This window comes from Citrobacter sp. wls711 (assembly GCF_005281055.1).
Lineage (GTDB): Bacteria > Pseudomonadota > Gammaproteobacteria > Enterobacterales > Enterobacteriaceae > Citrobacter > Citrobacter gillenii.
This window is the reverse complement of record NZ_SZXC01000058.1, coordinates 60,229-82,606: the sequence shown is the minus strand read 5'-3', so window position 1 is coordinate 82,606 and position 22,378 is coordinate 60,229. Positions and strand designations below refer to the sequence as shown.

Genomic DNA, 22,378 nt, shown 5'->3' with positions numbered 1-22,378 from the left:
ACGTTTTCCTCATTCAGAGTCAAGCATTTCTTTCCGCTTTTCTCCGCAAGGTTCTCAGTGGAACCCCGCTGACCCGGCGGCTTGTAATCCGTTGTTCCGTGTCAGTGGAGGCGCATTATAGGGAGTTATTTCAGGCTGACAAGGGGAAATTTAAAATAATTTTCCGAGTGCGTATTTTTTATTCTTTACGTTTATTTTAACGACGCTTTGTTGGTTAATTGGGCTATTTCTCGCGCAAAACTCGCAACCTGTTCCCAATCGGTATAGACCACTTCTTTATTCGTATCCGTTTCGCCACCGGACATCTTCATAATCAGTTGGATCATGACGCGGTCATACCAACGATAGCGAGGATAAAGCAGTGCGCCAGCGATCACCGCGCTACGATCGGGTCGCCACGGCGAGCTCATCAGAAACTTGCGCGCATAGCTGTTGGTTTGCGGGGTACGTTTTTCCGGCTTACGGGCAACCAGATTAACGGAGTAGAACGCACTCGGCATCGCGTTCAGCCGCGTAGCGTGCTTCTTCACAAACGTCTGAAAAGCAGAATGGTAGTGACCGTAGCGAATCGAGGCACCGATCACCACGCTGTCATAGTGCTGCCAGTCAGGCTCTTCGGTGCGGTGCAGATTCATAACATCCGCCCAGATGCCCAACTCTTTGAGCTCAGAAGCCAGATACTCGGCGATTTCGCGCGTTTGTCCATCCCGGGAAGAAAAAAGAATCAGTGTTTTCACGTGTTACTCCATTATTCACGCCAGAAGGTAGGGGTAAAGAGTACCAGCAGAGTAAAGACCTCCAGACGACCAAACAGCATATTGGCAATCAGGATCCATTTCGCCACCGGGTTCATACTGGCAAAGTTGTCGGCAACCACACCCAGCCCTGGCCCCAGGTTATTCAGCGTCGCGACAACAGAAGCAAATGCAGAGAAGTCATCCACGCCGGTCGCGATAATCGCCAGCATACTGATAATAAAGACCAGCGCATAGGCCGAGAAGAATCCCCATACTGCTTCGAGGATACGTTCTGGCAGTGCGCGGTTACCTAGCTTAATACTGTAAACCGCGTTCGGGTGGACCAGGCGCTTCAGCTCACGATTACCCTGCTTGAACAGCAGCAGAATACGAATCACCTTCAAGCCACCGCCCGTTGACCCGGCACAGCCACCAATAAAGGCAGAACACAGCAACAGCACGGGCAGGAACAACGGCCAGCGAGCAATACTGTCCGTGGTGAACCCCGCGGTAGTCGCCATCGACACCACCTGGAAAAAGGCCTGATTGATTGTCGTTAGCGCCGAACCGTAGGTATTGTGGATCCACAATACCAGCGTACAGATAGCCACCAGCGTCAGCTGTACCCCAATGAACATCCGAAATTCCGGGTCGCGCCAATAGACCTTCAGACTACGCCCGCTTAATAAAGAGAAGTGCAGGCCATAGTTACACCCGGAGATCAGCAGGAAGATTGCAATAATTGTGTTGATAGTCGGACTATCGAAATAACCCACGCTGGCGTCATGCGTTGAAAAGCCGCCGATAGCAATGGTCGCAAAGCTGTGACCGATAGCGTCAAACGCAGGCATGCCGGCAAACCACAGCGCCAGCGCACAGGCCACTGTCAGCAATACATAGATAAGCCACAGGGTTTTCGCCGTTTCGGCAATACGCGGACGCATTTTATTGTCTTTCAGCGGCCCTGGCATTTCTGCCCGGTAAAGCTGCATACCGCCGACGCCAAGAATGGGCAGAATAGCCACCGCCAGCACGATGATCCCCATCCCGCCAAACCATTGCAGCATTTGACGATAAAAGAGAATCGCATGTGGTAATGAATCCAACCCCATCAGCGTGGTTGCGCCCGTCGTGGTTAAGCCGGAGAAGGATTCGAAAAACGCATCGGTGATCGTGAGGTTTGGACTTTCAGCAAAGATAAACGGTAGCGCACCCACGCTGCCCAGCACGGTCCAGAACAAGACCACGATAAGAAACCCTTCGCGGGATTTCAGTTCGCCCTTTTCTTTACGGTTCGGCCACCACAGCATGGAGCCAATCGCCAGCGCGACAAAGAAAGTTTGCGTAAATGCACGACCCGCCCCATCACGGTAGATGAGCGCTACCAGTCCGGGGATGATCATTGTCCCCGAGAATAAGATGACCAGTAGTCCAACGATTCGGGTAATGGCGCGAAAATGCATCTCTGCCGCTTCCTTAGTTCTTTAAAATGAGGTGGGGATTATTCTTTAATCGCTAACAATTGCAATGAACCTCGACTAAAATCCGCCAGCCTTGCTGAAAATTCATTCACTTTCGTGTAAGGAAGCGCTACCCGTAGCTGAACGAATGCCTGGTAATCACTGGCTATGATTTTACCGTCGAACTGCCCCAACAGTGCTTCAATACCTGCCAGTTGGCCGTACTCACACTGCAAAGTATATTCGGTAAGCGGCGTCTTGCGCTGCGTTGTTAATTGCCGCAATGCCTGACTCACCCCACCACCGTAGGCTTTGACCAGTCCACCTGTACCGAGAAGAATACCGCCGTAGTAGCGCACCACCACCGCGGTAATCTCGCCGACGCCACTGCCCATTAGCTGCGCAAGCATCGGTTTACCTGCCGTCCCCGCCGGTTCGCCGTCGTCCGAAAAGCCCAGCTGTTGCGAGTCATCCGGTGCACCCGCTACCCACGCCACGCAATGGTGGCGGGCGTCCGGATGCTCTGCTCTGACTGACTCGACAAACGCTTTTGCCGCCTCTACGCCGTCCGTGTGGGCGAGCAACGTAATGAAGCGGCTTTTTTTGATCTCTTCAACGACGCTAACCGGCGCCGCAGGGATTAACCAACTGTCCATTACGCCAGTTTCAAATCCCGGGTCATGTTTTCGATATGATTCTCATGGACGACCACGTTGTCTTCAATACGAATACCACCGAACGGCTTCAGCGCGTCAATCTTCTGCCAGTTGAAGTGTTTGCTGAATTGCCCTTCACGCCACGGCGCTAACAGGGATTCGATAAAGTAAATGCCCGGCTCAATGGTCAGGACCATGCCCGGTTGCAGCACGCGAGTGCAGCGCAGGTACGGATACTTCGACGGTGCGGCAAGATGCGTACCGCTGTCATCCTGCATAAAACCAGCGACATCATGCACCTGTAATCCCAGCGGGTGACCAATACCGTGCGGCATAAACGGCCCGGTAAGATCGTTTTCCACCATCGCCTCTTCACTCATGTCGGTGATGATTTGATGTTTACGCAGCAGCTTCGCGATGCGCTGATGGAACTGAATGTGATAATCCACATAGTTGACACCCGCTTTCATGGTTGCAATCAGCGCCAGTTCTTCTTCATTAACGTCTTTCACCAACTGTGCATAGTCGTTGTCGCTTTTCGCCGACCAGGTCCGCGTCAGGTCTGCCGCATAGCCGTTATATTCCGCCCCGGCGTCCAGCAGGAAGCTGCGGAATTCTGATGGCGGTTGATGATCCAGCTTGGTGTAATGCAGTACAGAGGCATGTTCGTTAAGCGCAACGATGTTGCTGTAAGGCACGTCGGTATCGCGATGCCCCGTGGCCGTCAGGTACGCCAGGTTGATGTCGAACTCGCTCATCCCTGAACGGAACGCTTCTTCGGCTGCACGGTGTCCACTTACCGCCATTTTCTGCGCTTCGCGCATGCAGGCCAGCTCGTAATCGGTTTTATACGCACGGTAATAGTGAAGATAGTCGATCACCCCTTTCGGGTTGATGTTGCTGGCAGCAATGTCCAGCTGCAGCGCACGTTCCGGTACCGGGCCGATGTACCCGATATTGCCGCGGGCAGCAGGCAACTGGCTACCAATACCGTCGGCTTTTGGCAACGCAATGATTTCAACTTCTTCGGTCCAGAAAGAGGTCGGCAGCGGCTCAACGTTGTGCCAGTAATCCACTGGCAGGTAGAACCACAACTTAGGCTTATTAACGCCATCCACCAGCAACCAGCAGTTGGGAACCTGCGTGACGGGTACCCAGGCTTTAAACTGCGGATTGACCTTGAACGGATACGGATGGTCGTCTAGAAAAACGTTAACCAGCTCACCGGAGTGAATAAGTAACGCATCCAGCTTAAAACGCGCCAGCGCATCGCGGGTTCGTTCCTGTAAGGTAACAATATGATTTTTATAGAGTGCGGCCAGTGATTCCATTATTTACCCTTCTGTTTTTTTGACCTCAAGTCTCCGCATCTTAGCACATCGTCCTGTGACTGCGTGATTTCTGCCGAGCGTGATCGGCCCGTCATTTCTTTAATCATTCATTTGCATTTTATTAACATAAAACACACACTTCGATTCATCTGGTATGACCAGATCACCTTGCGGATTCAGGAGACTGACATGCTTTACAAAGGCGACACCCTGTACCTCGACTGGCTGGAAGATGGCATCGCCGAACTGGTGTTCGATGCCCCTGGCTCGGTCAATAAACTCGACACGGCAACCGTAGCCAGCCTTGGCCATGCGCTGGATGTGCTGGAGAAACAACATGATTTAAAAGGGCTGCTGCTGCGTTCTAACAAAGCAGCCTTTATTGTCGGTGCCGATATCACCGAATTCCTTTCACTGTTCCTTGTTCCTGAAGAACAGCTAAGCCAGTGGCTGCACTTTGCCAACAGCGTCTTTAATCGCCTGGAAGATCTGCCTGTCCCAACCCTGTCTGCGGTCAACGGCTATGCGCTGGGTGGCGGCTGCGAGTGCGTCCTGGCGACCGACTACCGTCTGGCAACCCCGGACCTGCGCATCGGTCTACCGGAAACCAAGCTGGGCATCATGCCGGGCTTTGGCGGTTCCGTGCGTATGCCACGCATGCTGGGTGCAGACAGCGCGCTGGAAATCATTGCTGCGGGTAAAGACGTCGGTGCCGAGCAGGCACTGAAAATCGGTCTGGTTGATGGCATTGTGAAGCAGGAAAAACTGCTCGAGGGCGCAATGGCGGTACTGCGTCAGGCAATCAACGGCGACCTCGACTGGCGGGCCAAACGCCAACCAAAACTGGAGCCGCTGAAACTCAGCAAAATTGAAGCGGCCATGAGCTTTACCATCGCCAAAGGCATGGTTGCGCAGACGGCAGGGAAACATTACCCAGCCCCGATCACCGCCGTGAAAACGATTGAAGCTGCCGCCCGCTTTGGTCGTGAAGAAGCGCTGAACCTGGAAAACCAAAGTTTTGTCCCGCTGGCGCACACCAACGAGGCGCGTGCGCTGGTCGGTATTTTCCTCAACGATCAGTACGTCAAAGCGAAAGCGAAAAAACTGACGAAGGATATTGAGACACCGAAGCAAGCCGCAGTTCTGGGCGCAGGCATTATGGGTGGCGGTATAGCCTACCAGTCTGCCTGGAAAGGCGTGCCGGTTATCATGAAAGATATCAACGATAAATCGCTGACGCTGGGCATGACCGAAGCCGCCAAGCTGCTGAATAAGCAACTTGAGCGCGGCAAGATCGACGGTCTGAAGATGGCGGGCGTGATTTCCACCATCCAACCAACCCTCGACTACACCGGCTTTGAGCGCGTGGACGTGGTGGTGGAAGCGGTTGTTGAAAATCCAAAAGTGAAAAAAGCGGTGCTTGCAGAGACCGAAGATAAAGTGCGCCCGGATACCGTGCTGGCGTCAAACACGTCCACCATTCCGATTAGCGAACTGGCCAGTGTTCTGAAGCGCCCGGAAAACTTCTGTGGCATGCACTTCTTTAACCCGGTGCACCGGATGCCGCTGGTTGAGATCATCCGCGGTGAGAAAAGCTCGGATGAAACCATCGCTAAAGTCGTCGCCTGGGCCAGTAAGATGGGCAAAACGCCGATTGTGGTCAATGACTGCCCTGGCTTCTTTGTAAACCGCGTGCTGTTCCCCTACTTCGCCGGTTTCAGCCAGTTACTGCGCGACGGCGCGGACTTCCGCAAAGTCGATAAGGTGATGGAGAAACAGTTCGGTTGGCCAATGGGCCCGGCGTATTTACTGGACGTAGTCGGTATTGATACCGCACATCACGCGCAGGCAGTGATGTCCGCAGGCTTCCCGCAGCGAATGCAGAAAGATTATCGCGACGCGATCGATGCCCTGTTCGATGCCAGCCGCTTTGGACAGAAAAATGGTCTCGGGTTCTGGCGTTATAAAGAAGACAGCAAAGGCAAGCCGAAGAAAGAAGAGGATGCTGCGGTCGATGGCCTGCTGGCAGACGTCAGCCAGCCGAAGCGCGATTTCAGTGATGACGAGATTATCGCCCGCATGATGATCCCGATGGTCAACGAAGTGGTGCGCTGCCTGGAAGAAGGCATCATTGCCAGCCCAGCGGAAGCCGATATGGCACTGGTTTACGGTCTCGGCTTCCCTCCGTTCCACGGCGGTGCGTTCCGCTGGCTGGATACGCTCGGCAGCGCCAAATACCTCGATATGGCGCAGCAATACCAGCACCTCGGCCCACTGTATGAGGTGCCTGAAGGATTGCGTAATAAAGCGCGTCATAACGAACCGTACTATCCCTCGGTTGAGCCTGCCCGCCCGGTTGGCGACCTGAAAACGGCTTAAGGAGTCACAATGGAACAGGTTGTAATTGTTGATGCGATCCGTACCCCGATGGGCCGTTCGAAAGGGGGCGCGTTCCGTCACGTGCGGGCAGAAGATCTCTCCGCACATTTAATGCGTAGCCTGCTGGCGCGGAATCCAGCGCTTGAGCCCGCGGCTCTCGATGACATTTACTGGGGTTGCGTACAACAGACGCTGGAGCAAGGGTTCAATATCGCCCGTAACGCCGCACTGCTGGCGGAAGTCCCACACTCCGTCCCGGCTGTCACCGTCAACCGCTTGTGCGGTTCATCCATGCAGGCCCTGCACGATGCGGCGCGCATGATTATGACCGGCGATGCTCAGGCCTGCCTGATTGGCGGCGTGGAGCATATGGGTCACGTGCCAATGAGCCACGGCGTAGATTTTCATCCAGGAATGAGCCGCAACGTGGCAAAAGCCGCGGGGATGATGGGCCTGACGGCGGAAATGCTCTCTCGTATGCACGGTATCAGCCGTGAAATGCAGGATGCTTTCGCTGCACGTTCACACGCTCGCGCCTGGGCTGCCACCCAGTCTGGCGCATTTAAAAATGAAATCATCCCGACTGGCGGTCACGATGCCGACGGCGTGTTGAAACAGTTTAACTACGACGAAGTGATCCGTCCGGAAACCACCCTCGAAGCGTTGTCTACCCTGCGTCCGGCGTTTGATCCGGTTAGCGGTACGGTCACTGCCGGAACCTCTTCCGCGCTTTCCGACGGTGCCGCTGCTATGTTGGTAATGAGCGAGAGCCGTGCCCGCGAACTGGGCCTGACGCCGCGCGCGCGCATTCGCTCAATGGCGGTGGTCGGTTGCGATCCGTCAATCATGGGTTACGGCCCGGTTCCAGCCTCAAAGTTGGCGCTGAAAAAAGCCGGGCTTTCCGTCAGTGACATCGGTTTGTTTGAAATGAACGAAGCCTTTGCTGCGCAGATCCTGCCATGCATTAAAGATCTGGGCTTGATGGAGCAGATTGACGAGAAGATCAACCTCAACGGCGGTGCGATCGCCCTGGGCCACCCGCTGGGATGTTCCGGTGCGCGTATCAGCACCACCCTGCTGAACCTGATGGAGCGTAAAGACGTGCAGTTTGGTCTGGCGACGATGTGTATTGGGTTGGGTCAGGGTATCGCTACGGTATTTGAGAGAGTGTAATCACAGAGTGCCACATCTTGTAGGCCGGGCAAGCGAAGCGCCCCCGGCAACGATGCCGGATGGCGACGTAAAAAATGTCTTATCCGGCCTACAAAATGTTATCTCAAAGCCATTGGTGCCAATGGCGAAGAGAGAAGGTTTAGTTGCCGTTCTTCCCGCCTGTCAGGGGCGGGTTTTTTATTTTTAAATAAAAGCGAACGCATCACCAAACAGGCGATCTTCACGCGCCTGACGCTCATTACAGAACAGATCGCGCGCGATTTTTGCCATCTCAAAACGCCCGGCAATGTAGATGTCATGCTCAGCCAGCGTGCCGTGATCCTGCAATACTGCCGTTAGTACGGTACCCGTCCGACCACGCCACCCTTCTTCAGGCTGTTCGACCACGGGCTCAACGCGCAGGTTCGGGTGATTAACAGACAACGCTTCCAGTTCACCGAGATCGTAGAGATGCTTCTCTTCACGCCCGCCCCAGTAAATCGTCACGTCACGGTTTGGGTTGCGCGCCAGCGCGGTCAGTAAAATCGAGCGCGCATAAGAGAAGCCGGTGCCGCCAGCAATCAGGATCAGCGGTCGGTCTTCATCGTCACGCAGCCAGGCTTCGCCGTGCGGGATATCCACGTTGATTTCTCGATCCTGGAGAATGCGATCCATGACGGCCATGGCATACAGGTTAAGCTCAGAGGCACCCACGTGCAGCTCAATGAACCCGTGCTCATCCGGCGTTGAGGCCATGGAGAACGGACGCTTATCTCGTTCATCCATCACGACCATTAAATACTGACCAGCACGAAAGGAAAACGCCGCGTCTGGCACTAAACGGACGCGATATACGGTGTCAGTGATAGCTTCTACCGAGGTCACTTTACAGCTTAAGGTTGTCATGCGCTCTCTCTGTCGGATCAATAGGCAAAACGATCGCGCCTCAGGCGCTTTTGCCGTCATTAAAGATGGCCAGTTCATCCCAAATTGCGTCAATGCGCGCAGTCACTTCGGGATCTTTTTTAATCGGACGTCCCCATTCACGTTGGGTCTCACCCGGCCATTTATTGGTGGCATCCAGGCCCATTTTTGAACCCAGGCCGGAGACCGGCGAGGCAAAATCCAGGTAATCTATCGGTGTATTCTCTACCAACACCGTATCCCGGGCCGGGTCCATACGGGTGGTAATCGCCCAAATCACATCATTCCAGTCACGTGCGTTGACATCGTCATCGCAGACAATAACAAATTTGGTGTACATAAACTGTCGTAAAAACGACCAAACGCCCATCATGACGCGTTTGGCATGACCGGCGTACTGTTTTTTGATCGTGACAACCGCCAGTCGATACGAACAACCTTCCGGCGGCAGATAAAAATCGACGATTTCCGGGAACTGCTTTTGCAGAATCGGCACAAACACTTCGTTCAGCGCCACGCCCAGCACGGCAGGTTCATCGGGTGGACGCCCGGTGTAGGTGGAGTGATAAATAGCATCTTCACGCTGGGTAACGTGCGTGACGGTGAAGACCGGGAAGCTATCCACCTCATTGTAGTAACCCGTATGGTCGCCGTACGGACCTTCCGGCGCTAACTCCCCCGGTTCGATGTAGCCTTCCAGCACGATCTCCGCGCTGGCTGGGACTTCGAGATCGTTGGAAATACATTTGACCACTTCGGTCTTGGTACCGCGCAACAGTCCGGCAAACGCGTATTCCGATAACGTGTCAGGTACCGGCGTTACCGCGCCCAAAATCGTTGCCGGATCGGCCCCCAGCGCTACCGCAACTGGAAAACGCTCACCAGGATGGGCTGCACACCACTCCTGATAATCAAGCGCGCCACCACGATGGGAAAGCCAGCGCATAATAAGCTTGTTTTTGCCGATCAGCTGCTGACGGTAGATGCCCAGATTCTGCCGTTCTTTATGCGGGCCACGCGTCACGGTGAGCCCCCAGGTGATCAGCGGGGCGGCATCTTCCGGCCAGCAGGTCATGATGGGAATACGGTTGAGATCGACGTCATCGCCTGACGCGATTTTTTGCTGACAAGGTGCACCGCGCAGCCGTTTGGTCGGCATATTCAAAACCTGCTTGAACTGCGGCAGCTTATCAAACAGATCGCGGAACCCTTTTGGCGGCTCCGGCTCTTTCAAAAACGCCAACAGCTTACCCACTTCCCGCAGCGCAGAGACATCTTCTTGTCCCATCCCCATTGCAACACGCTTTGGCGTGCCAAACAGGTTGCACAGCACCGGCATCGAATAGCCTTTAGGGTTCTCAAACAACAACGCAGGCCCGCCCGCACGCAGCGTGCGATCGGCAATTTCAGTGATTTCCAGATGAGGATCCACTGGAAGCGTAATGCGTTTGAGCTCACCCTGCTGTTCAAGCAGCGTCAGGAAGTCGCGTAAATCGTTATATTTCATGGCGTCCATTGTGGCCTCTTCGTAAGCGCCTCATTATACGGCGTTCATCATTGCGATGCTGTATTTTTGTTAAATTAGCGTGAACTCTGGCGGTACATGCAAGCGCAGGGATTATATACCCAATGCGTTTCGGGTTGCGTTGAGGCGGGTATAATTAACTTAGTGCATGGCTTTTGTTATGCTTACGCTCAGAACAAGCGGATAAGAGTTATTATGCAAGCCTGGTATTTACTGTACTGCAAACGCGGGCAACTTCAGCGTGCCCAGGAACACCTGGAAAGACAGGCCGTGAGCTGCCTGACGCCCATGATCACCCTGGAAAAAATAGTGCGTGGAAAACGTACTACAGTCAGTGAGCCACTTTTCCCTAACTACATGTTTGTCGAATTCGACCCGGAAGTGATCCACACCACCACCATCAATGCTACGCGTGGCGTCAGCCATTTCGTCCGCTTTGGTGCGACACCCGCAACAGTTCCGTCTTCCGTTATTCACCAGCTTTCCATCTACAAACCAGAAGGGATTATTGACCCTGAAACCCCGCATCCAGGAGATAGCGTGATTATCACCGAAGGTGCATTTGAAGGGCTGAAGGCAATTTTCACCGAACCAGATGGCGAGGCACGCTCCATGCTGCTGCTTAACCTGCTGAATAAAGAGGTTAAGCAGAGCGTGAAAAACACCGGTTTTCGCAAAATCTAAATCCGCTTCAGAAGGTGACTTCGAAGAGTGTCCTGACATTGGCGTCGATAGCGGCTGCCAGGCGCTGAGGATCGTCTCCACGCCAGTGCGCAATACGCTCAAGAATGTGCGGCAGGTGCGCAGGTTCATTACGACGTGAAGCCGGTTTCGGAGTTAAATCGCGGGGGAGTAAATAAGGGGCATCGGTTTCGATCAGGAGCCTTTCCACCGGGATAAACGGCAGCAGTTCCCGAAGTTCCATGCCCCGACGCTCATCGCAGACCCATCCGGTGATGCCAATATACAGCCCCCTGTCTACGCAGTCCTGCATCTCCTGGCGTGAGCCGGTAAAGCAGTGCAATACAGCGCCTGGAAGGCTGTCCAGCCAGGGTTCGAGCAGCGTCAGGAAACGGTCATGTGCGTCGCGGCAATGCATGAAAACCGGCATCTGCAACTCAGCGGCGATACGCAGTTGTGCCTCAAACGCCCGCTCCTGCTCCTGCGGCGTGGAGAAATTGCGATTGAAATCCAGCCCACATTCACCAATGGCGACCACTTCAGACTGGTTTGCCAGCGCCACAATCGCCTCTTCCGTTGAGGGTTGCCATTGACTACTGTCATGCGGGTGAACACCCGCAGTGGACCAGCAATGTGGATAACGCTGTGCCAGTTTTAACGCCTGCTGGCTTTCGTGCAGGTTAGTTCCGGTCAAAAGCATGCCATTTACGCCGGCAGCAAAGGCGCGCGCGACAACCTCATCCCTGTCTTTTGCAAATTGCGTACTGGTTAGATTAACGCCAATATCAAACATGCTTCCTCCCATATGACAACCGCCCTTACGGGCGGTTGAATTTATTCTTCGGTTTTATCGGCAGCTTCAGCTTTTTCGTTCTCCGCCTCGTTATCTTCGTCTCGCGTACGTCGCTTACCGACATAGAAACGGGAGAAGAAAACGCCGACTTCAAACAGGCAGTACATCGGTATGGCCAACAGCGTTTGCGAGAAGACATCCGGCGGCGTCAGTAACATCCCCACGACAAAGGCGCCGACGACAACATAAGGACGTTTTTTACGTAATTCGTCAGGCGTCGTAATGCCCATCCAGCACAGCAGCACAATGGCAACGGGAACCTCGAAGGAGACCCCAAAGGCCATGAAAAGTGCCATGACGAAGCTGAGGTAGCTGGCAATATCCGTCGACACCTGTACGCCCTGCGGAGCCGTATTGGCAAGGAAACCAAACGCCAGCGGGAAGACGACAAAGTAGGCAAATGCCATGCCGATATAGAACAGCAGCGAACTTGAAACCAGCAGCGGCACAACAAGGCGGCGTTCATGCTTATATAACGCGGGAGCAATAAATGCCCATACCTGGTACAGGATCACTGGCGCTGACAGGATCAGCGACACCATAAAGGTGAGCTTGATCGGGGTAAAGAACGGCGAGGCCACATCTGTGGCGATCATCGTCGCACCCTGCGGCATTTGCTTGATCAGCGGTGCCGCAACCATATGGTAAATGTCGTTGGCAAAATAAACCAACGCCAGAAAGATCACCAGAACCGCAATAATGCAGTTCAGGAGTCGCTTACGCAGCTCAATCAAATGCGTGATGAGCGGTTGAGTATCTTCTACAGCCATGTTTACGGTTTATCACTCGACGAGGGGGAGGATTCGACAACAGGCGCGGCGGATTTCTTTTCTGCGTCCATCAACGTTACGGAAGCGGCTTCCGTCGGTTCCGGCGTACTAGCACCCGTGGATTGCGGTTTTTGCTCTGGCGAGCTGGCCTGCGCTTCAGCCGTAGCCGGGGTAACCCCCTCATGCTGCGCTTCGCTCCCTTTCACTACCGGATTATGGATAGTGTGGGCTTCATCGCTGGCTTTCTCAGGGTCGTTAGCGCTGTAAGAACGCTTCATCGACTCCGCAGCTTCACGCAATTCATCCATCGAAGCTTTCAGCTCCGGCGTCAGATTTGTCAGGCTCGCTTTCTCAACTTTCTTCAGGCTGTCCTGAAACTCCTGAAGCTTAAGCTCCTGGGTCAGTTCATTCTGAACCGTCGTTGCAAGAGAGCGCAATGCACGAACCCAACCCGCGACCGTTTTTACCGCCACCGGCAGTCGTTGTGGCCCCAGAACAATGAGGCCAATCACGAACACCAATAACAGTTCGCTAAAACCGATATCAAACACGGATTATACCTGCTCTTTATCGTGGCTTTTGGCGTCTTCTTTTTTCACTTCGCCCTGCTTATCGGTGATAGATTTAGCAGTAAAATCAGCGTCCTGGCTGGTTTTATCTTGCTTAGGTTCATCATCACCCATCGCCTTTTTGAAGCCTTTGATTGACGCGCCAAGGTCGGAACCGATGGAGCCGAGTTTCTTGGTGCCGAATAGCAGTACAACGATGACGGCAATGATCAACAACTGCCAGATACTGATACCACCCATACATGTTCCTCTGTTATAGATGATGAATTAATAAGACCGTAGTATACGTTACACGACCTGCCTTGAGCGATGAAAAATTCAGCGCATTTTGCGCCAGCCTATCAGCCAGGCTATGACGCCACCCGCCATTAGCCAGCCAGGCATCAAACCCCACTCAGGACGGCTTACCAGTAGGAATGTCCCACTTAACAGCAGCGTTGCGCCAATACCCAATAAATAACGGGATTGTCCCTGACGAACATGATTCGCCTGAAGCTCGCGCGCAATCTTATCAACACTGTGTTGTAAATATTTGCCCTGGCGCAAACTGTCATACACAAGTTCAGGTATTTCTGGCATTTTTTCGACCCAGAACGGTGCTTTCTCTTTAAAAGCCCTGACAAGCGCAGGAATACCGACCTGATCTTTAATCCACGACTCCAGAAATGGCTTGGCTGTTTTCCATAAATCTAACTGCGGATACAGCTGTCGACCAACGCCCTCAACATACAACAATGTCTTCTGTAACAGCACCAGTTGCGGCTGGACTTCCATATTAAACCGACGTGCGGTGTTAAACAGGTTCAACAGCACGTGACCAAATGAAATCTCCGACAGCGGTTTTTCAAATATCGGTTCACACACGGTACGAATAGCAAATTCAAATTCTTCGACGTTGGTGTCCGGCGGAACCCAGCCAGAATCTACGTGCAACTCGGCAACCTTGCGGTAGTCGCGGTTAAAAAACGCGATAAAGTTTTCCGCCAGGTAGCGCTTATCTTCTTTATTCAACGAACCGACAATCCCGCAGTCAATGCCAATATATTTCGGGTTCTCAGGGTGTTCATAGCTAACAAAAATATTCCCAGGGTGCATGTCCGCATGGAAAAAGCTGTCGCGGAATACCTGAGTAAAGAAGACCTGAACGCCACGCTCAGCCAACAGTTGCATATTGGTGCCGTTCTTCTCAAGCGCGGCAACATCTGAAACCGGGATACCGTAAATACGCTCCATCACCATCATGTTCTGACTGCAATAGTCGGAATACACTTCCGGGATGTACAGCATCGGGCTGTCTTCAAAATTACGCCGCAGCTGAATCGCGTTCGCCGACTCGCGCAGCAGATTCAGCTCATCGATCAGCGTTTTTTCATATTCACGCACCACTTCCGTTGGCCGCAGGCGGCGACCATCCGGCAGCAAGCGAGGCACCCAGCGAGCAAGGCGATAGATCAGTTTTAAATCGGCTCTGATGACCGGCAGAATATCCGGGCGAATGACCTTGATCACGACCTCTTCGCCGTTCGATTTCAGTCGCGCAGTGTGTACCTGTGCAATAGACGCAGATGCCAGTGGGGTGATGTCAAAATCATCAAACCATTCTTCAACAGGGAGTCCGCCCATTGCTTCTTCGATTTGTTGTTTTGCGCGTTGCCCATCGAATGGGGCCACCCGGTCCTGCAGCAGTGCAAGCTGATCGGCGATTTGCGGAGGAAAAAGGTCGCGGCGGGTGGAAAGCATTTGACCAAACTTGATCCACACCGGTCCCAGCTCCTGCAAAGCCAGTCTCAGCCTTTCACCCAGCGGTTTATCTTTATGTCGGTTTGGCATCCAGAACAACGTGTAGCGCCACAACCTAAGCGGCAGCGTAATACGCATTTTGGGGATGAGTTCATCAAGACCGTAGCTTAAGAAAGTGCGAATGATGAAATAAAGGCGCCGTACTTCACCTGGCGTCATTTGGCCTCCAGTTTTTCCAGCCGTTTGGCCAGTGAGTCGACCGCACGCTCAACGGCAGCGGTTTCTTCGGCAAACCATGCAACTTCCAGCGGGCCCGGGGCCATGCGCCACTCTTCGGTGATCGCTTCGGCAACATAACGCTGCTGACGTTGAACGGTACGGCATAAAAACGTAGCCCCACCGCGCAGGGTCTTGCTGATCCCTTCTGCAACGATATCGCCAGTATAAGGGGCAAGCAGTTCTGCGGGATCGAACTCCGCCAGGTCTGCCAGCGCGACAACGTTCTGCACCACTTGAATATCGCCCTGCACTTCCAGCTCGCCGCTGCGGATAAGCGCCGTGAGCTGCTGGCGATCGCGCAATTTTGGTAACACGCTGGCATGCGTGATCACGGTGCAATCAGCTTCGCCTTCCCATGCCCCCAGTACATCAACCTGGCGTTCGCTAAACACCACGACTAGCGGGGTCGAAAATCCTTTGAGATCTACACGCAGCACCTTGCCCTGCAAACGCGTTCTGGCTGATTTCAGTGCCGGTGAACGATACAGAAAGGTGTTGAGCAGATTTTCAACGCCTGCGGTCACTAAGGGTTTAAAAGGCATCCCCGATCTCCTGTCAGAACTTGTAACCACGATGCAGCGCAACAACACCTGCCGTCAGGTTGTAGTAATCAACGCTTTCAAACCCGGCATCTTGCATCATTGCTTTTAACGTGTCCTGATCGGGATGCATACGGATGGACTCCGCCAGATAGCGGTAACTATCGGCATCGCTTGCCACCATTGAACCGATACGCGGCAGAATATGGAAAGAGTATGCGTCATACGCTTTGCTCAGCGGCTCGATAATCGGCTTGGAAAATTCCAACACCAGTAAACGTCCACCAGGCTTCAGCACGCGATACATAGAACGCAGTGCTTTGTCTTTATCCGTGACGTTACGCAGGCCGAACGAAATGGTAATGCAGTCAAAGGTGTTGTCCGGGAACGGCAATGCTTCCGCGTTCGCCTGGACATACTCGACGTTGCCAATCACGCCAATGTTGCGCAGCTTTTCGCGACCCATTTTGAGCATTGAGTCATTGATATCCGCCAGAACCACTTTCCCGGTTTCACCGACCATGCGAGAAAATTTCGCCGTCAGATCGCCCGTACCACCGGCTAAATCCAGGACAGTCTGCCCACGGCGCACGCCACTGCAATCAATGGTGAAGCGCTTCCACAAACGATGAATGCCAAATGACATTAAGTCATTCATAACGTCATATTTAGACGCCACAGAATGAAAAACGTGGGCCACCATGTCAGCTTTCTGCTCTTTAGCGACGGTCTGAAAGCCAAAGTGCGTCGTTTCTTGTGAATTATCCACCATCTCAGTGCCTGCTCATCCAAAAAATGTTCGAGAAGTGTAACAGATTGGGCCAATTTGCCCTACCCTTCTACCGGGTTCAACTAACCCAAACGGGCTAGTTTGATTGCTGATTTACCGCCTCTCCATCGGGGTAAGTCTTGTCTTGTTGCGCCTCGGGGACCGAACGTAAACGAAACTCTTCATCCTGGCTCGTGGCTTGTTCAGCCAGTTCAGGATTAATCTCGCGCTTAATTTCTACACCCAATCCACGAAACGCTTCTGCCTGAGCCAGAACGTTTCCACGCCCTGAAGACAATTTTTTCATCGCCTGCCGATAGTTATCTTGTGCCTTGTCCAGGCTCTGACCAATTGCTGACATATCATCGACAAACAGCCGCATTTTGTCATAAAGCTTGCTGGCCCGGTCCGCGATCTGCTGCGCATTACGACTTTGATGCTCATACCGCCACAGATTAGCAATGGTGCGCAATGCCACCAACAACGTGGTCGGGCTTACCAGCATAATATTATTTCTGAGTGCTTCTGTAATTAGTTCGGGCTGCCTGTCCAGCGCCAGCAGAAAAGCGGGCTCAACCGGGATAAACATCAGCACATAGTCAAGCGTACGCAATCCCGGCAACTGCTGGTAGTCTTTGCGGCCCAGCAGACGAATATGGTTACGCACGGAGGCGATATGTTCCTGTAACGCACTTTCGCGGGTGTAGTCATCCTCTGCATTAAAGTAGCGTTCATAGGCCACCAGCGTCATTTTCGCATCGATCACCACGTCTTTGCCCTGCGGCAATCGGACAATAACATCCGGCTGCATCCGCGATCGTGCGTCATTTTCTATGCTGACCTGAGTTTCATATTCATAGCCTTCGCGCAGACCGGACGCCTCCAGTACCCGCGTGAGTACGACTTCTCCCCAGTTGCCCTGGGTTTTGTTATCGCCTTTCAGCGCCCGTGTCAGGTTAACCGCTTCTTGCGCCATCTGCGCGTTCAGTTGCTGGAGGTTACGAATTTCGTGCGCCAGGGTATGACGCTCTTGCGCCTCTTTGCCAAAGCTATCCTGCACCTGGCGGCGAAAACCGTCCAGCTGTTCACGTAATGGTGTAAGCAAGCTATTCAGGCTTTGGCGATTTTGCTCATCAACGCGACGATTGCTGTGTTCAAAAATACGGTTTGCCAGGTTTTCGAACTGTTCGCTCAGACGCTGTTCGCTGTTGATCATCTGGCGGATTTTATCTTCCGCATGCTGTTGCGTCGCGTCGAGTCGCGTGGTGACTTCCCGGAGATCGGCTTCCAGAGAGGTGTTAATACTCTGCAGGCTGCGAAGTTCGTTGTTGAGTAGCTCGCACTCGTCGCGCCAGTGGGCTTCCTGCGCCAGCTGTTGACGTGCGGCGCTTAGCGCAATATCCAGTTCACGCCGTTCTTCGATAAGATCCGCGCGGATTTGGTCGGCACGCGCTTTGGTCGCCAGCCAGCCCACAAGCAGCCCTGCAGCTAACGCCACGACGGCACTTATCATTATCGAAATATCCACTACGCCCCCCTTACAGCAACGACTTACCCGCACAAAATAGAATTGTGCTGTATAAACGTCCAGTTTAAAAGGAATTTCCTGCGAGGTACTGCGCAAAATAAAAAGGCCGAACATGTCGGCCTTTTCAGAAAGGAGAGAAAATTACAGCAGGCGACGTGCAGCCTCTACCACGATTTTCACCGCGTGGCTTTCCGTTTGCTTCATGGTTTCAGCATTCGGGATTTCTTGCTGAGTACGGTTAACGATAACACCCGCAACCATACCGGCACGCAGACCCTGGCTTGCACACATGGTCAGCAGCGTAGCGGATTCCATTTCGTAGTTCATGACGCCCATGGACTGCCACTCTTCCATCGAGCCTTTGAAACGGCTCACCACGCGACCAGAGAAGGTGTCATAACGCTCCTGGCCTGGGTAGAAGGTATCTGAAGAGGCGGTCACGCCGACGTGGGTAGTCGCGCCAATAGATTTCGCGGCTTCCACCAGCGCGGTGGTGCATTCGAAATCGGCAACAGCCGGAAATTCCATCGGTGCAAAGTGCAGGCTCGCCCCGTCCAGACGGACAGACGCGGTGGTGACCAGCACGTCGCCCACGTTGATATGCGGCTGAATAGCGCCGGTCGTACCGATACGCAGGAAGGTACGAATGCCCAGTTGCGCCAGTTCTTCTACGGCGATAGAGGTCGACGGACCGCCGATACCGGTAGAGCAGACAATCACAGCTTTACCATCCAGCTCAGCACGCCAGGTAGTGAACTCGCGATGAGATGCCAGCTTAACCGGCTTGTCCATCAGCGCGGCGATCTTTTCCACACGCTCAGGGTCGCCAGGGACGATAGCAAGCGTAGCCCCTTGTAAATCGTTCTTGGTGAGGCCGAGATGAAAAACATCAGACTTAGACATAAAAACTCCTCTGTGAATCGGTTTTGTCAGAAGAAGCAAAAACACACTTTACCGAAGGCATAAACATATTTTCGTGACAGCCATCACCTTGATGTAAATCAATTGCATTTCATTACCGTCAAATAGTGATGAGCATCACATTAACTGTTCGATACAGGCAAGCCTTGCACAAAAGATAGACCGTTTAAGGCAATGTGGTTCGTTGCACGCGTCTATAGTTAATGATGCGCTATTTGGCTAAATACTTAAGGGTACGGAGAATACCATGGCAACAACACGACAATCTGGCTTTGCACCTGCAGTATCCCCACCCGCAGCAACGGCGGTTCACACCCCGGATAACGAAATCATCGCGGGAATAACGTCGATTCCGTCTCAAGGCGATGATATGCCTGCGTATCATGCACGCCCGAAGCACAGCGAAGGTCCGCTACCGGTTGTTATCGTCGTGCAGGAAATTTTTGGCGTTCATGAACACATCCGTGATATTTGTCGCCGCCTGGCGCTGGAAGGGTATCTGGCTGTCGCTCCAGAGCTTTACTTTCGCGAGGGCGATCCGAATGATTTTGCCGATATTTCAACGCTGTTAAGCGGCCTGGTGGCCAAGGTCCCGGACTCTCAGGTACTGGCCGATCTGGACCACGTCGCCAGTTGGGCCTCACGCAACGGTGGTGACGCACACCGACTGATGATCACTGGTTTTTGCTGGGGTGGACGCATCACCTGGCTGTATGCCGCACACAACCCACAGTTAAAAGCGGCAGTGGCATGGTATGGCAAACTGGTCGGCGACAAAACGCTGAACTCGCCCAGGCATCCTGTCGACATCGCTACCGATCTTAACGCCCCCGTGTTGGGGCTTTATGGCGCGCAGGACACCAGCATTTCACAAGATAGCGTGGAAACCATGCGTCAGGCATTGCGCGCGGCGAATGCCAAAGCAGAAATCGTGGTGTATCCCGATGCCGGGCATGCTTTTAACGCGGATTATCGCCCGAGCTATCACGAAGAGTCCGCCAATGACGGCTGGCAAAGAATGCTGGCGTGGTTTGCGCAGTATGGTGGGAAGAAATAAATGTTAATCGCCCGGTGGCGGCTACGCCTTACCGGGCTTACAACGACTTGCACGTTCCTGTTGGCCGGGTCAGCGTTAACGCCCCCGGCGATCGGGCACCGAATTAAGCCTGACGCAGGTTCTGCGCCGCTTTCACCATGTTCGCCAGCGCCGCGCGGGTTTCCGGCCAGCCACGAGTCTTCAGACCACAGTCCGGGTTCACCCACAGACGCTCAGCCGGGATACGCTGTTCCGCTTTCTTCAGCAGGGCTTCAATCCATTCCACGCTTGGCACATTTGGCGAGTGAATGTCGTACACGCCCGGCCCGATTTCGTTCGGGTAGTCGAACTCTTCGAACGACTCCAGTAGCTCCATGTCGGAACGCGAGGTTTCAATGGTGATCACGTCGGCATCAAGCGCAGCGATGGAATCCATGATGTCGTTAAACTCGCAGTAACACATGTGGGTGTGGATCTGCGTTTCATCCTTCGCCACCGCGGCGTTGATGCGGAAGGCCTCGACACCCCATTCCAGATACGCTGCCCAGTCGCTACGACGCAGCGGCAGACCTTCACGCAGCGCCGGTTCATCAATCTGGATGATGCCAATACCGGCGGCTTCCAGATCGGCGACTTCGTCACGCAGTGCCAGCGCAATCTGCTTAGCGATGGTTTCGCGGGTCACATCTTCGCGCGGGAATGACCAGCAAAGAATGGTCACCGGGCCTGTCAGCATGCCTTTGACCGGTTTGTCAGTCAGCGACTGGGCGTATTTTGCCCACTCAACGGTAATCGCTTCCGGACGACTCACGTCACCAATCACTACCGGCGGCTTCACGCAGCGGGAGCCGTAGCTCTGTACCCAACCATTCTGAGTAAAGACAAAACCATCCAGATGCTCGCCAAAGTATTCAACCATGTCGTTACGCTCGGCTTCGCCGTGTACCAGCACGTCCAGGCCTAAACGTTCCTGCTCAGCGATCGCCTGTTTGATGTGCTCGGCGATACCGGTGCGGTAGTTGCCCGCATCCAGGTTACCCTTTTTAAAATCCAGACGCAGGCCGCGGATTTCCGTGGTTTGCGGGAAGGAACCGATGGTGGTGGTCGGCCACGCTGGCAGGTTAAAGCGCGCACGCTGGGCTTCGGCACGTACCGGGTAAGCGTGAGTACGCTGGCTGTCCTGCGCGGTGATTGCCGCCAGACGTTTTTCCACTGCCGCATTGTGGACGCGGGTTGACTGACGACGCGCCTGAATTGGCGCACTCCACGTGACCAGTGCAGTAGTATCGCCGCTGTTCAGCGCATCACGCAGCAGCGCCAGTTCACCGCACTTTTGCAGGGCGAAGGCAAACCAGCTTTTCACTTCGGCATCCAGGCGGGTTTCGACACTCAGATCGATAGGACTGTGCAGCAGGGAGCAGGAGGAGGCGACCCACAGCTCACGTTTCCCGACAATGTCTTTAATCTGTGCATATTTCTCGGTCAGATCGGCGCGCCAGACGTTACGGCCGTTAATCAGGCCTGCGGAGAGCAGCCAGTTAGCGGGCAAACGCGAGTGCAACTCGGCTACATCATCTTTACCATGAACCAGATCCACGTGCAGACCCTGTACCGGCAGCGCGGTGATGGTATCCAGATTCGGCGTCACGCCTTCGAAATAGGTAGTCAGTAGCAGCTTCACCTGCCCGGTCAGCGCATCGTACGCCGGTTTAAAGGCGTTCAGCCATTCCTGGGGCAACTCCAGCACCAGCGCAGGTTCATCAATCTGTACCCACTCAACACCGCGTTTCGCCAGCTCAGCCAGCACCTGCTGGTAAACCGGCAGGATGTCGTTCAGCAGACTCAGGCGATCAAACTGCTCACCCTTCACTTTCCCCAGCCACAGGTAGGTGACTGGACCCAGCAGGACGGGCTTCACTTTGTGGCCCAGCGCCAGCGCTTCGTCCACTTCATCCAGCAGTTGAGTCCAGGTCAGTTTGAACTGCTGACCTTTGGTAAATTCAGGCACCATGTAGTGATAGTTGGTATTAAACCATTTGGTCATTTCTGCCGCTGCCGCCGGTTCACCGGTCGGTGCGCGACCACGGCCAATGCGGAATAAGGTGTCGATATCGACAGAGCCATCATTGTTCTGATGACGGGCCGGAACGTTACCCAGCAGCAAACTGGTGGTCAGCACATGATCGTACCAGGCGAAATCGCCCACTGGCAGCAGGTCAACGCCAGCTTGCTTTTGTTGATCCCAGTGACGAGCGCGCAGTTCGCGACCCGTTGCCAGCAATTCTTCACGAGAGGCGTTGCCCGCCCAGTAGCTTTCTTGCGCTTTTTTCAACTCGCGACGCAGGCCAACGCGAGGAAAACCGAGGGTGTGATTCAATATTGTCATTTTTCTTCCTCTAATTATATGTAAATCCTATGGATTTTGAATTTAGGGAAGGCGGCAAGTTTGCTCATCCCCAGGAGCTTACTGAAGTAAGTGACTGGGGTGGGGAAACGAAGCCAACGCACCATAAATTTAAAAGACGAAGG

Annotated in this window: 20 protein-coding genes; 4 read left to right on the top strand and 16 right to left on the bottom strand. The window is 53.8% G+C overall.

Going from position 1 to position 22,378, the window contains the following annotated elements:
* Positions 1–191: 191 nt before the first annotated feature.
* The 4 genes from hemG to pepQ are packed head-to-tail and all read right to left on the bottom strand — an operon-like array spanning position 192 to position 4,184.
* Positions 192–737 carry a menaquinone-dependent protoporphyrinogen IX dehydrogenase gene (hemG, locus tag FDW98_RS17750; protein ID WP_096758895.1) on the bottom strand — a complete coding sequence of 182 codons (546 nt, stop codon included), beginning with the start codon at positions 735–737 and terminating at the stop codon, positions 192–194.
* An 11-nt stretch (positions 738–748) separates the two neighbouring features.
* Positions 749–2,200, bottom strand: a complete 1,452-nt coding sequence (trkH, locus tag FDW98_RS17745; RefSeq protein ID WP_096758896.1) for a Trk system potassium transporter TrkH — start codon at positions 2,198–2,200, stop codon at positions 749–751.
* A gap of 38 nt (positions 2,201–2,238) precedes the next feature.
* Positions 2,239–2,853, bottom strand: a complete 615-nt coding sequence (locus FDW98_RS17740; protein WP_096758897.1) for an IMPACT family protein — start codon at positions 2,851–2,853, stop codon at positions 2,239–2,241.
* Complete coding sequence (gene pepQ, locus FDW98_RS17735) at positions 2,853–4,184, bottom strand: Xaa-Pro dipeptidase (RefSeq protein ID WP_096758898.1); 1,332 nt, start codon at positions 4,182–4,184, stop codon at positions 2,853–2,855. The genes FDW98_RS17740 and pepQ overlap by 1 nt, the downstream gene beginning before the upstream one ends.
* A gap of 189 nt (positions 4,185–4,373) precedes the next feature.
* Between pepQ and fadB the strand changes: the two genes are divergently transcribed.
* On the top strand, positions 4,374–6,563 hold the full coding sequence (fadB, locus tag FDW98_RS17730) for a fatty acid oxidation complex subunit alpha FadB (protein ID WP_096758899.1): 2,190 nt from the start codon (positions 4,374–4,376) through the stop codon (positions 6,561–6,563).
* Positions 6,564–6,572: 9 nt separating this feature from the next.
* Positions 6,573–7,736: an acetyl-CoA C-acyltransferase FadA gene (gene fadA / locus FDW98_RS17725; RefSeq protein WP_096758900.1), complete on the top strand. Its 1,164-nt coding sequence runs from the start codon at positions 6,573–6,575 to the stop codon at positions 7,734–7,736.
* Between the two features lie 183 nt (positions 7,737–7,919).
* On the opposite strand, the gene fre is transcribed toward fadA, so the two are convergent.
* Both fre and ubiD read right to left on the bottom strand, forming a co-directional pair.
* Positions 7,920–8,621: an NAD(P)H-flavin reductase gene (fre, locus tag FDW98_RS17720; protein WP_096758901.1), complete on the bottom strand. Its 702-nt coding sequence runs from the start codon at positions 8,619–8,621 to the stop codon at positions 7,920–7,922.
* A gap of 40 nt (positions 8,622–8,661) precedes the next feature.
* Positions 8,662–10,155 (bottom strand): 4-hydroxy-3-polyprenylbenzoate decarboxylase, encoded by a 1,494-nt coding sequence (gene ubiD / locus FDW98_RS17715; protein WP_096758902.1) that lies wholly within the window; start codon positions 10,153–10,155, stop codon positions 8,662–8,664.
* A 204-nt stretch (positions 10,156–10,359) separates the two neighbouring features.
* On the opposite strand from ubiD, the gene rfaH reads away from it, so the two are divergent.
* On the top strand, positions 10,360–10,848 hold the full coding sequence (gene rfaH / locus FDW98_RS17710) for a transcription/translation regulatory transformer protein RfaH (protein ID WP_096758903.1): 489 nt from the start codon (positions 10,360–10,362) through the stop codon (positions 10,846–10,848).
* A gap of 7 nt (positions 10,849–10,855) precedes the next feature.
* Here the strand turns inward: rfaH and tatD are convergent, their stop codons facing one another.
* The 9 genes from tatD to udp form a co-directional block, all read right to left on the bottom strand.
* On the bottom strand, positions 10,856–11,638 hold the full coding sequence (gene tatD, locus FDW98_RS17705) for a 3'-5' ssDNA/RNA exonuclease TatD (RefSeq protein WP_096758904.1): 783 nt from the start codon (positions 11,636–11,638) through the stop codon (positions 10,856–10,858).
* Between the two features lie 41 nt (positions 11,639–11,679).
* A complete protein-coding gene (gene tatC, locus FDW98_RS17700) occupies positions 11,680–12,468 on the bottom strand; it encodes a Sec-independent protein translocase subunit TatC (RefSeq protein WP_096758905.1) in 789 nt (262 codons plus the stop codon).
* A 2-nt stretch (positions 12,469–12,470) separates the two neighbouring features.
* Positions 12,471–13,019: a Sec-independent protein translocase protein TatB gene (tatB, locus tag FDW98_RS17695; RefSeq protein WP_096758906.1), complete on the bottom strand. Its 549-nt coding sequence runs from the start codon at positions 13,017–13,019 to the stop codon at positions 12,471–12,473.
* Positions 13,020–13,022: 3 nt separating this feature from the next.
* Complete coding sequence (gene tatA, locus FDW98_RS17690; RefSeq protein WP_096758907.1) at positions 13,023–13,277, bottom strand: Sec-independent protein translocase subunit TatA; 255 nt, start codon at positions 13,275–13,277, stop codon at positions 13,023–13,025.
* Between the two features lie 78 nt (positions 13,278–13,355).
* Positions 13,356–14,996, bottom strand: a complete 1,641-nt coding sequence (gene ubiB / locus FDW98_RS17685) for a ubiquinone biosynthesis regulatory protein kinase UbiB (RefSeq protein ID WP_096758908.1) — start codon at positions 14,994–14,996, stop codon at positions 13,356–13,358.
* Complete coding sequence (gene ubiJ, locus FDW98_RS17680) at positions 14,993–15,598, bottom strand: ubiquinone biosynthesis protein UbiJ (RefSeq protein WP_096758909.1); 606 nt, start codon at positions 15,596–15,598, stop codon at positions 14,993–14,995. The genes ubiB and ubiJ overlap by 4 nt, the downstream gene beginning before the upstream one ends.
* 13 nt (positions 15,599–15,611) lie before the next feature.
* Positions 15,612–16,367, bottom strand: coding sequence for a bifunctional demethylmenaquinone methyltransferase/2-methoxy-6-polyprenyl-1,4-benzoquinol methylase UbiE (ubiE, locus tag FDW98_RS17675; RefSeq protein WP_096758910.1), 756 nt, complete (start codon positions 16,365–16,367; stop codon positions 15,612–15,614).
* A 94-nt stretch (positions 16,368–16,461) separates the two neighbouring features.
* Entirely contained in the window at positions 16,462–17,892 is a 1,431-nt protein-coding gene (gene rmuC, locus FDW98_RS17670; protein WP_096758911.1) for a DNA recombination protein RmuC, read from the bottom strand.
* 141 nt (positions 17,893–18,033) lie between these two features.
* The gene (udp, locus tag FDW98_RS17665; protein WP_003828923.1) at positions 18,034–18,795 is read right to left on the bottom strand and encodes a uridine phosphorylase; all 762 of its coding nucleotides are present in this window, start codon (positions 18,793–18,795) and stop codon (positions 18,034–18,036) included.
* 265 nt (positions 18,796–19,060) lie between these two features.
* On the opposite strand from udp, the gene FDW98_RS17660 reads away from it, so the two are divergent.
* A complete protein-coding gene (locus FDW98_RS17660) occupies positions 19,061–19,870 on the top strand; it encodes a dienelactone hydrolase family protein (RefSeq protein WP_096758912.1) in 810 nt (269 codons plus the stop codon).
* Between the two features lie 103 nt (positions 19,871–19,973).
* Here the strand turns inward: FDW98_RS17660 and metE are convergent, their stop codons facing one another.
* The gene (gene metE / locus FDW98_RS17655; RefSeq protein ID WP_096758913.1) at positions 19,974–22,235 is read right to left on the bottom strand and encodes a 5-methyltetrahydropteroyltriglutamate--homocysteine S-methyltransferase; all 2,262 of its coding nucleotides are present in this window, start codon (positions 22,233–22,235) and stop codon (positions 19,974–19,976) included.
* Positions 22,236–22,378 lie beyond the last annotated feature (143 nt).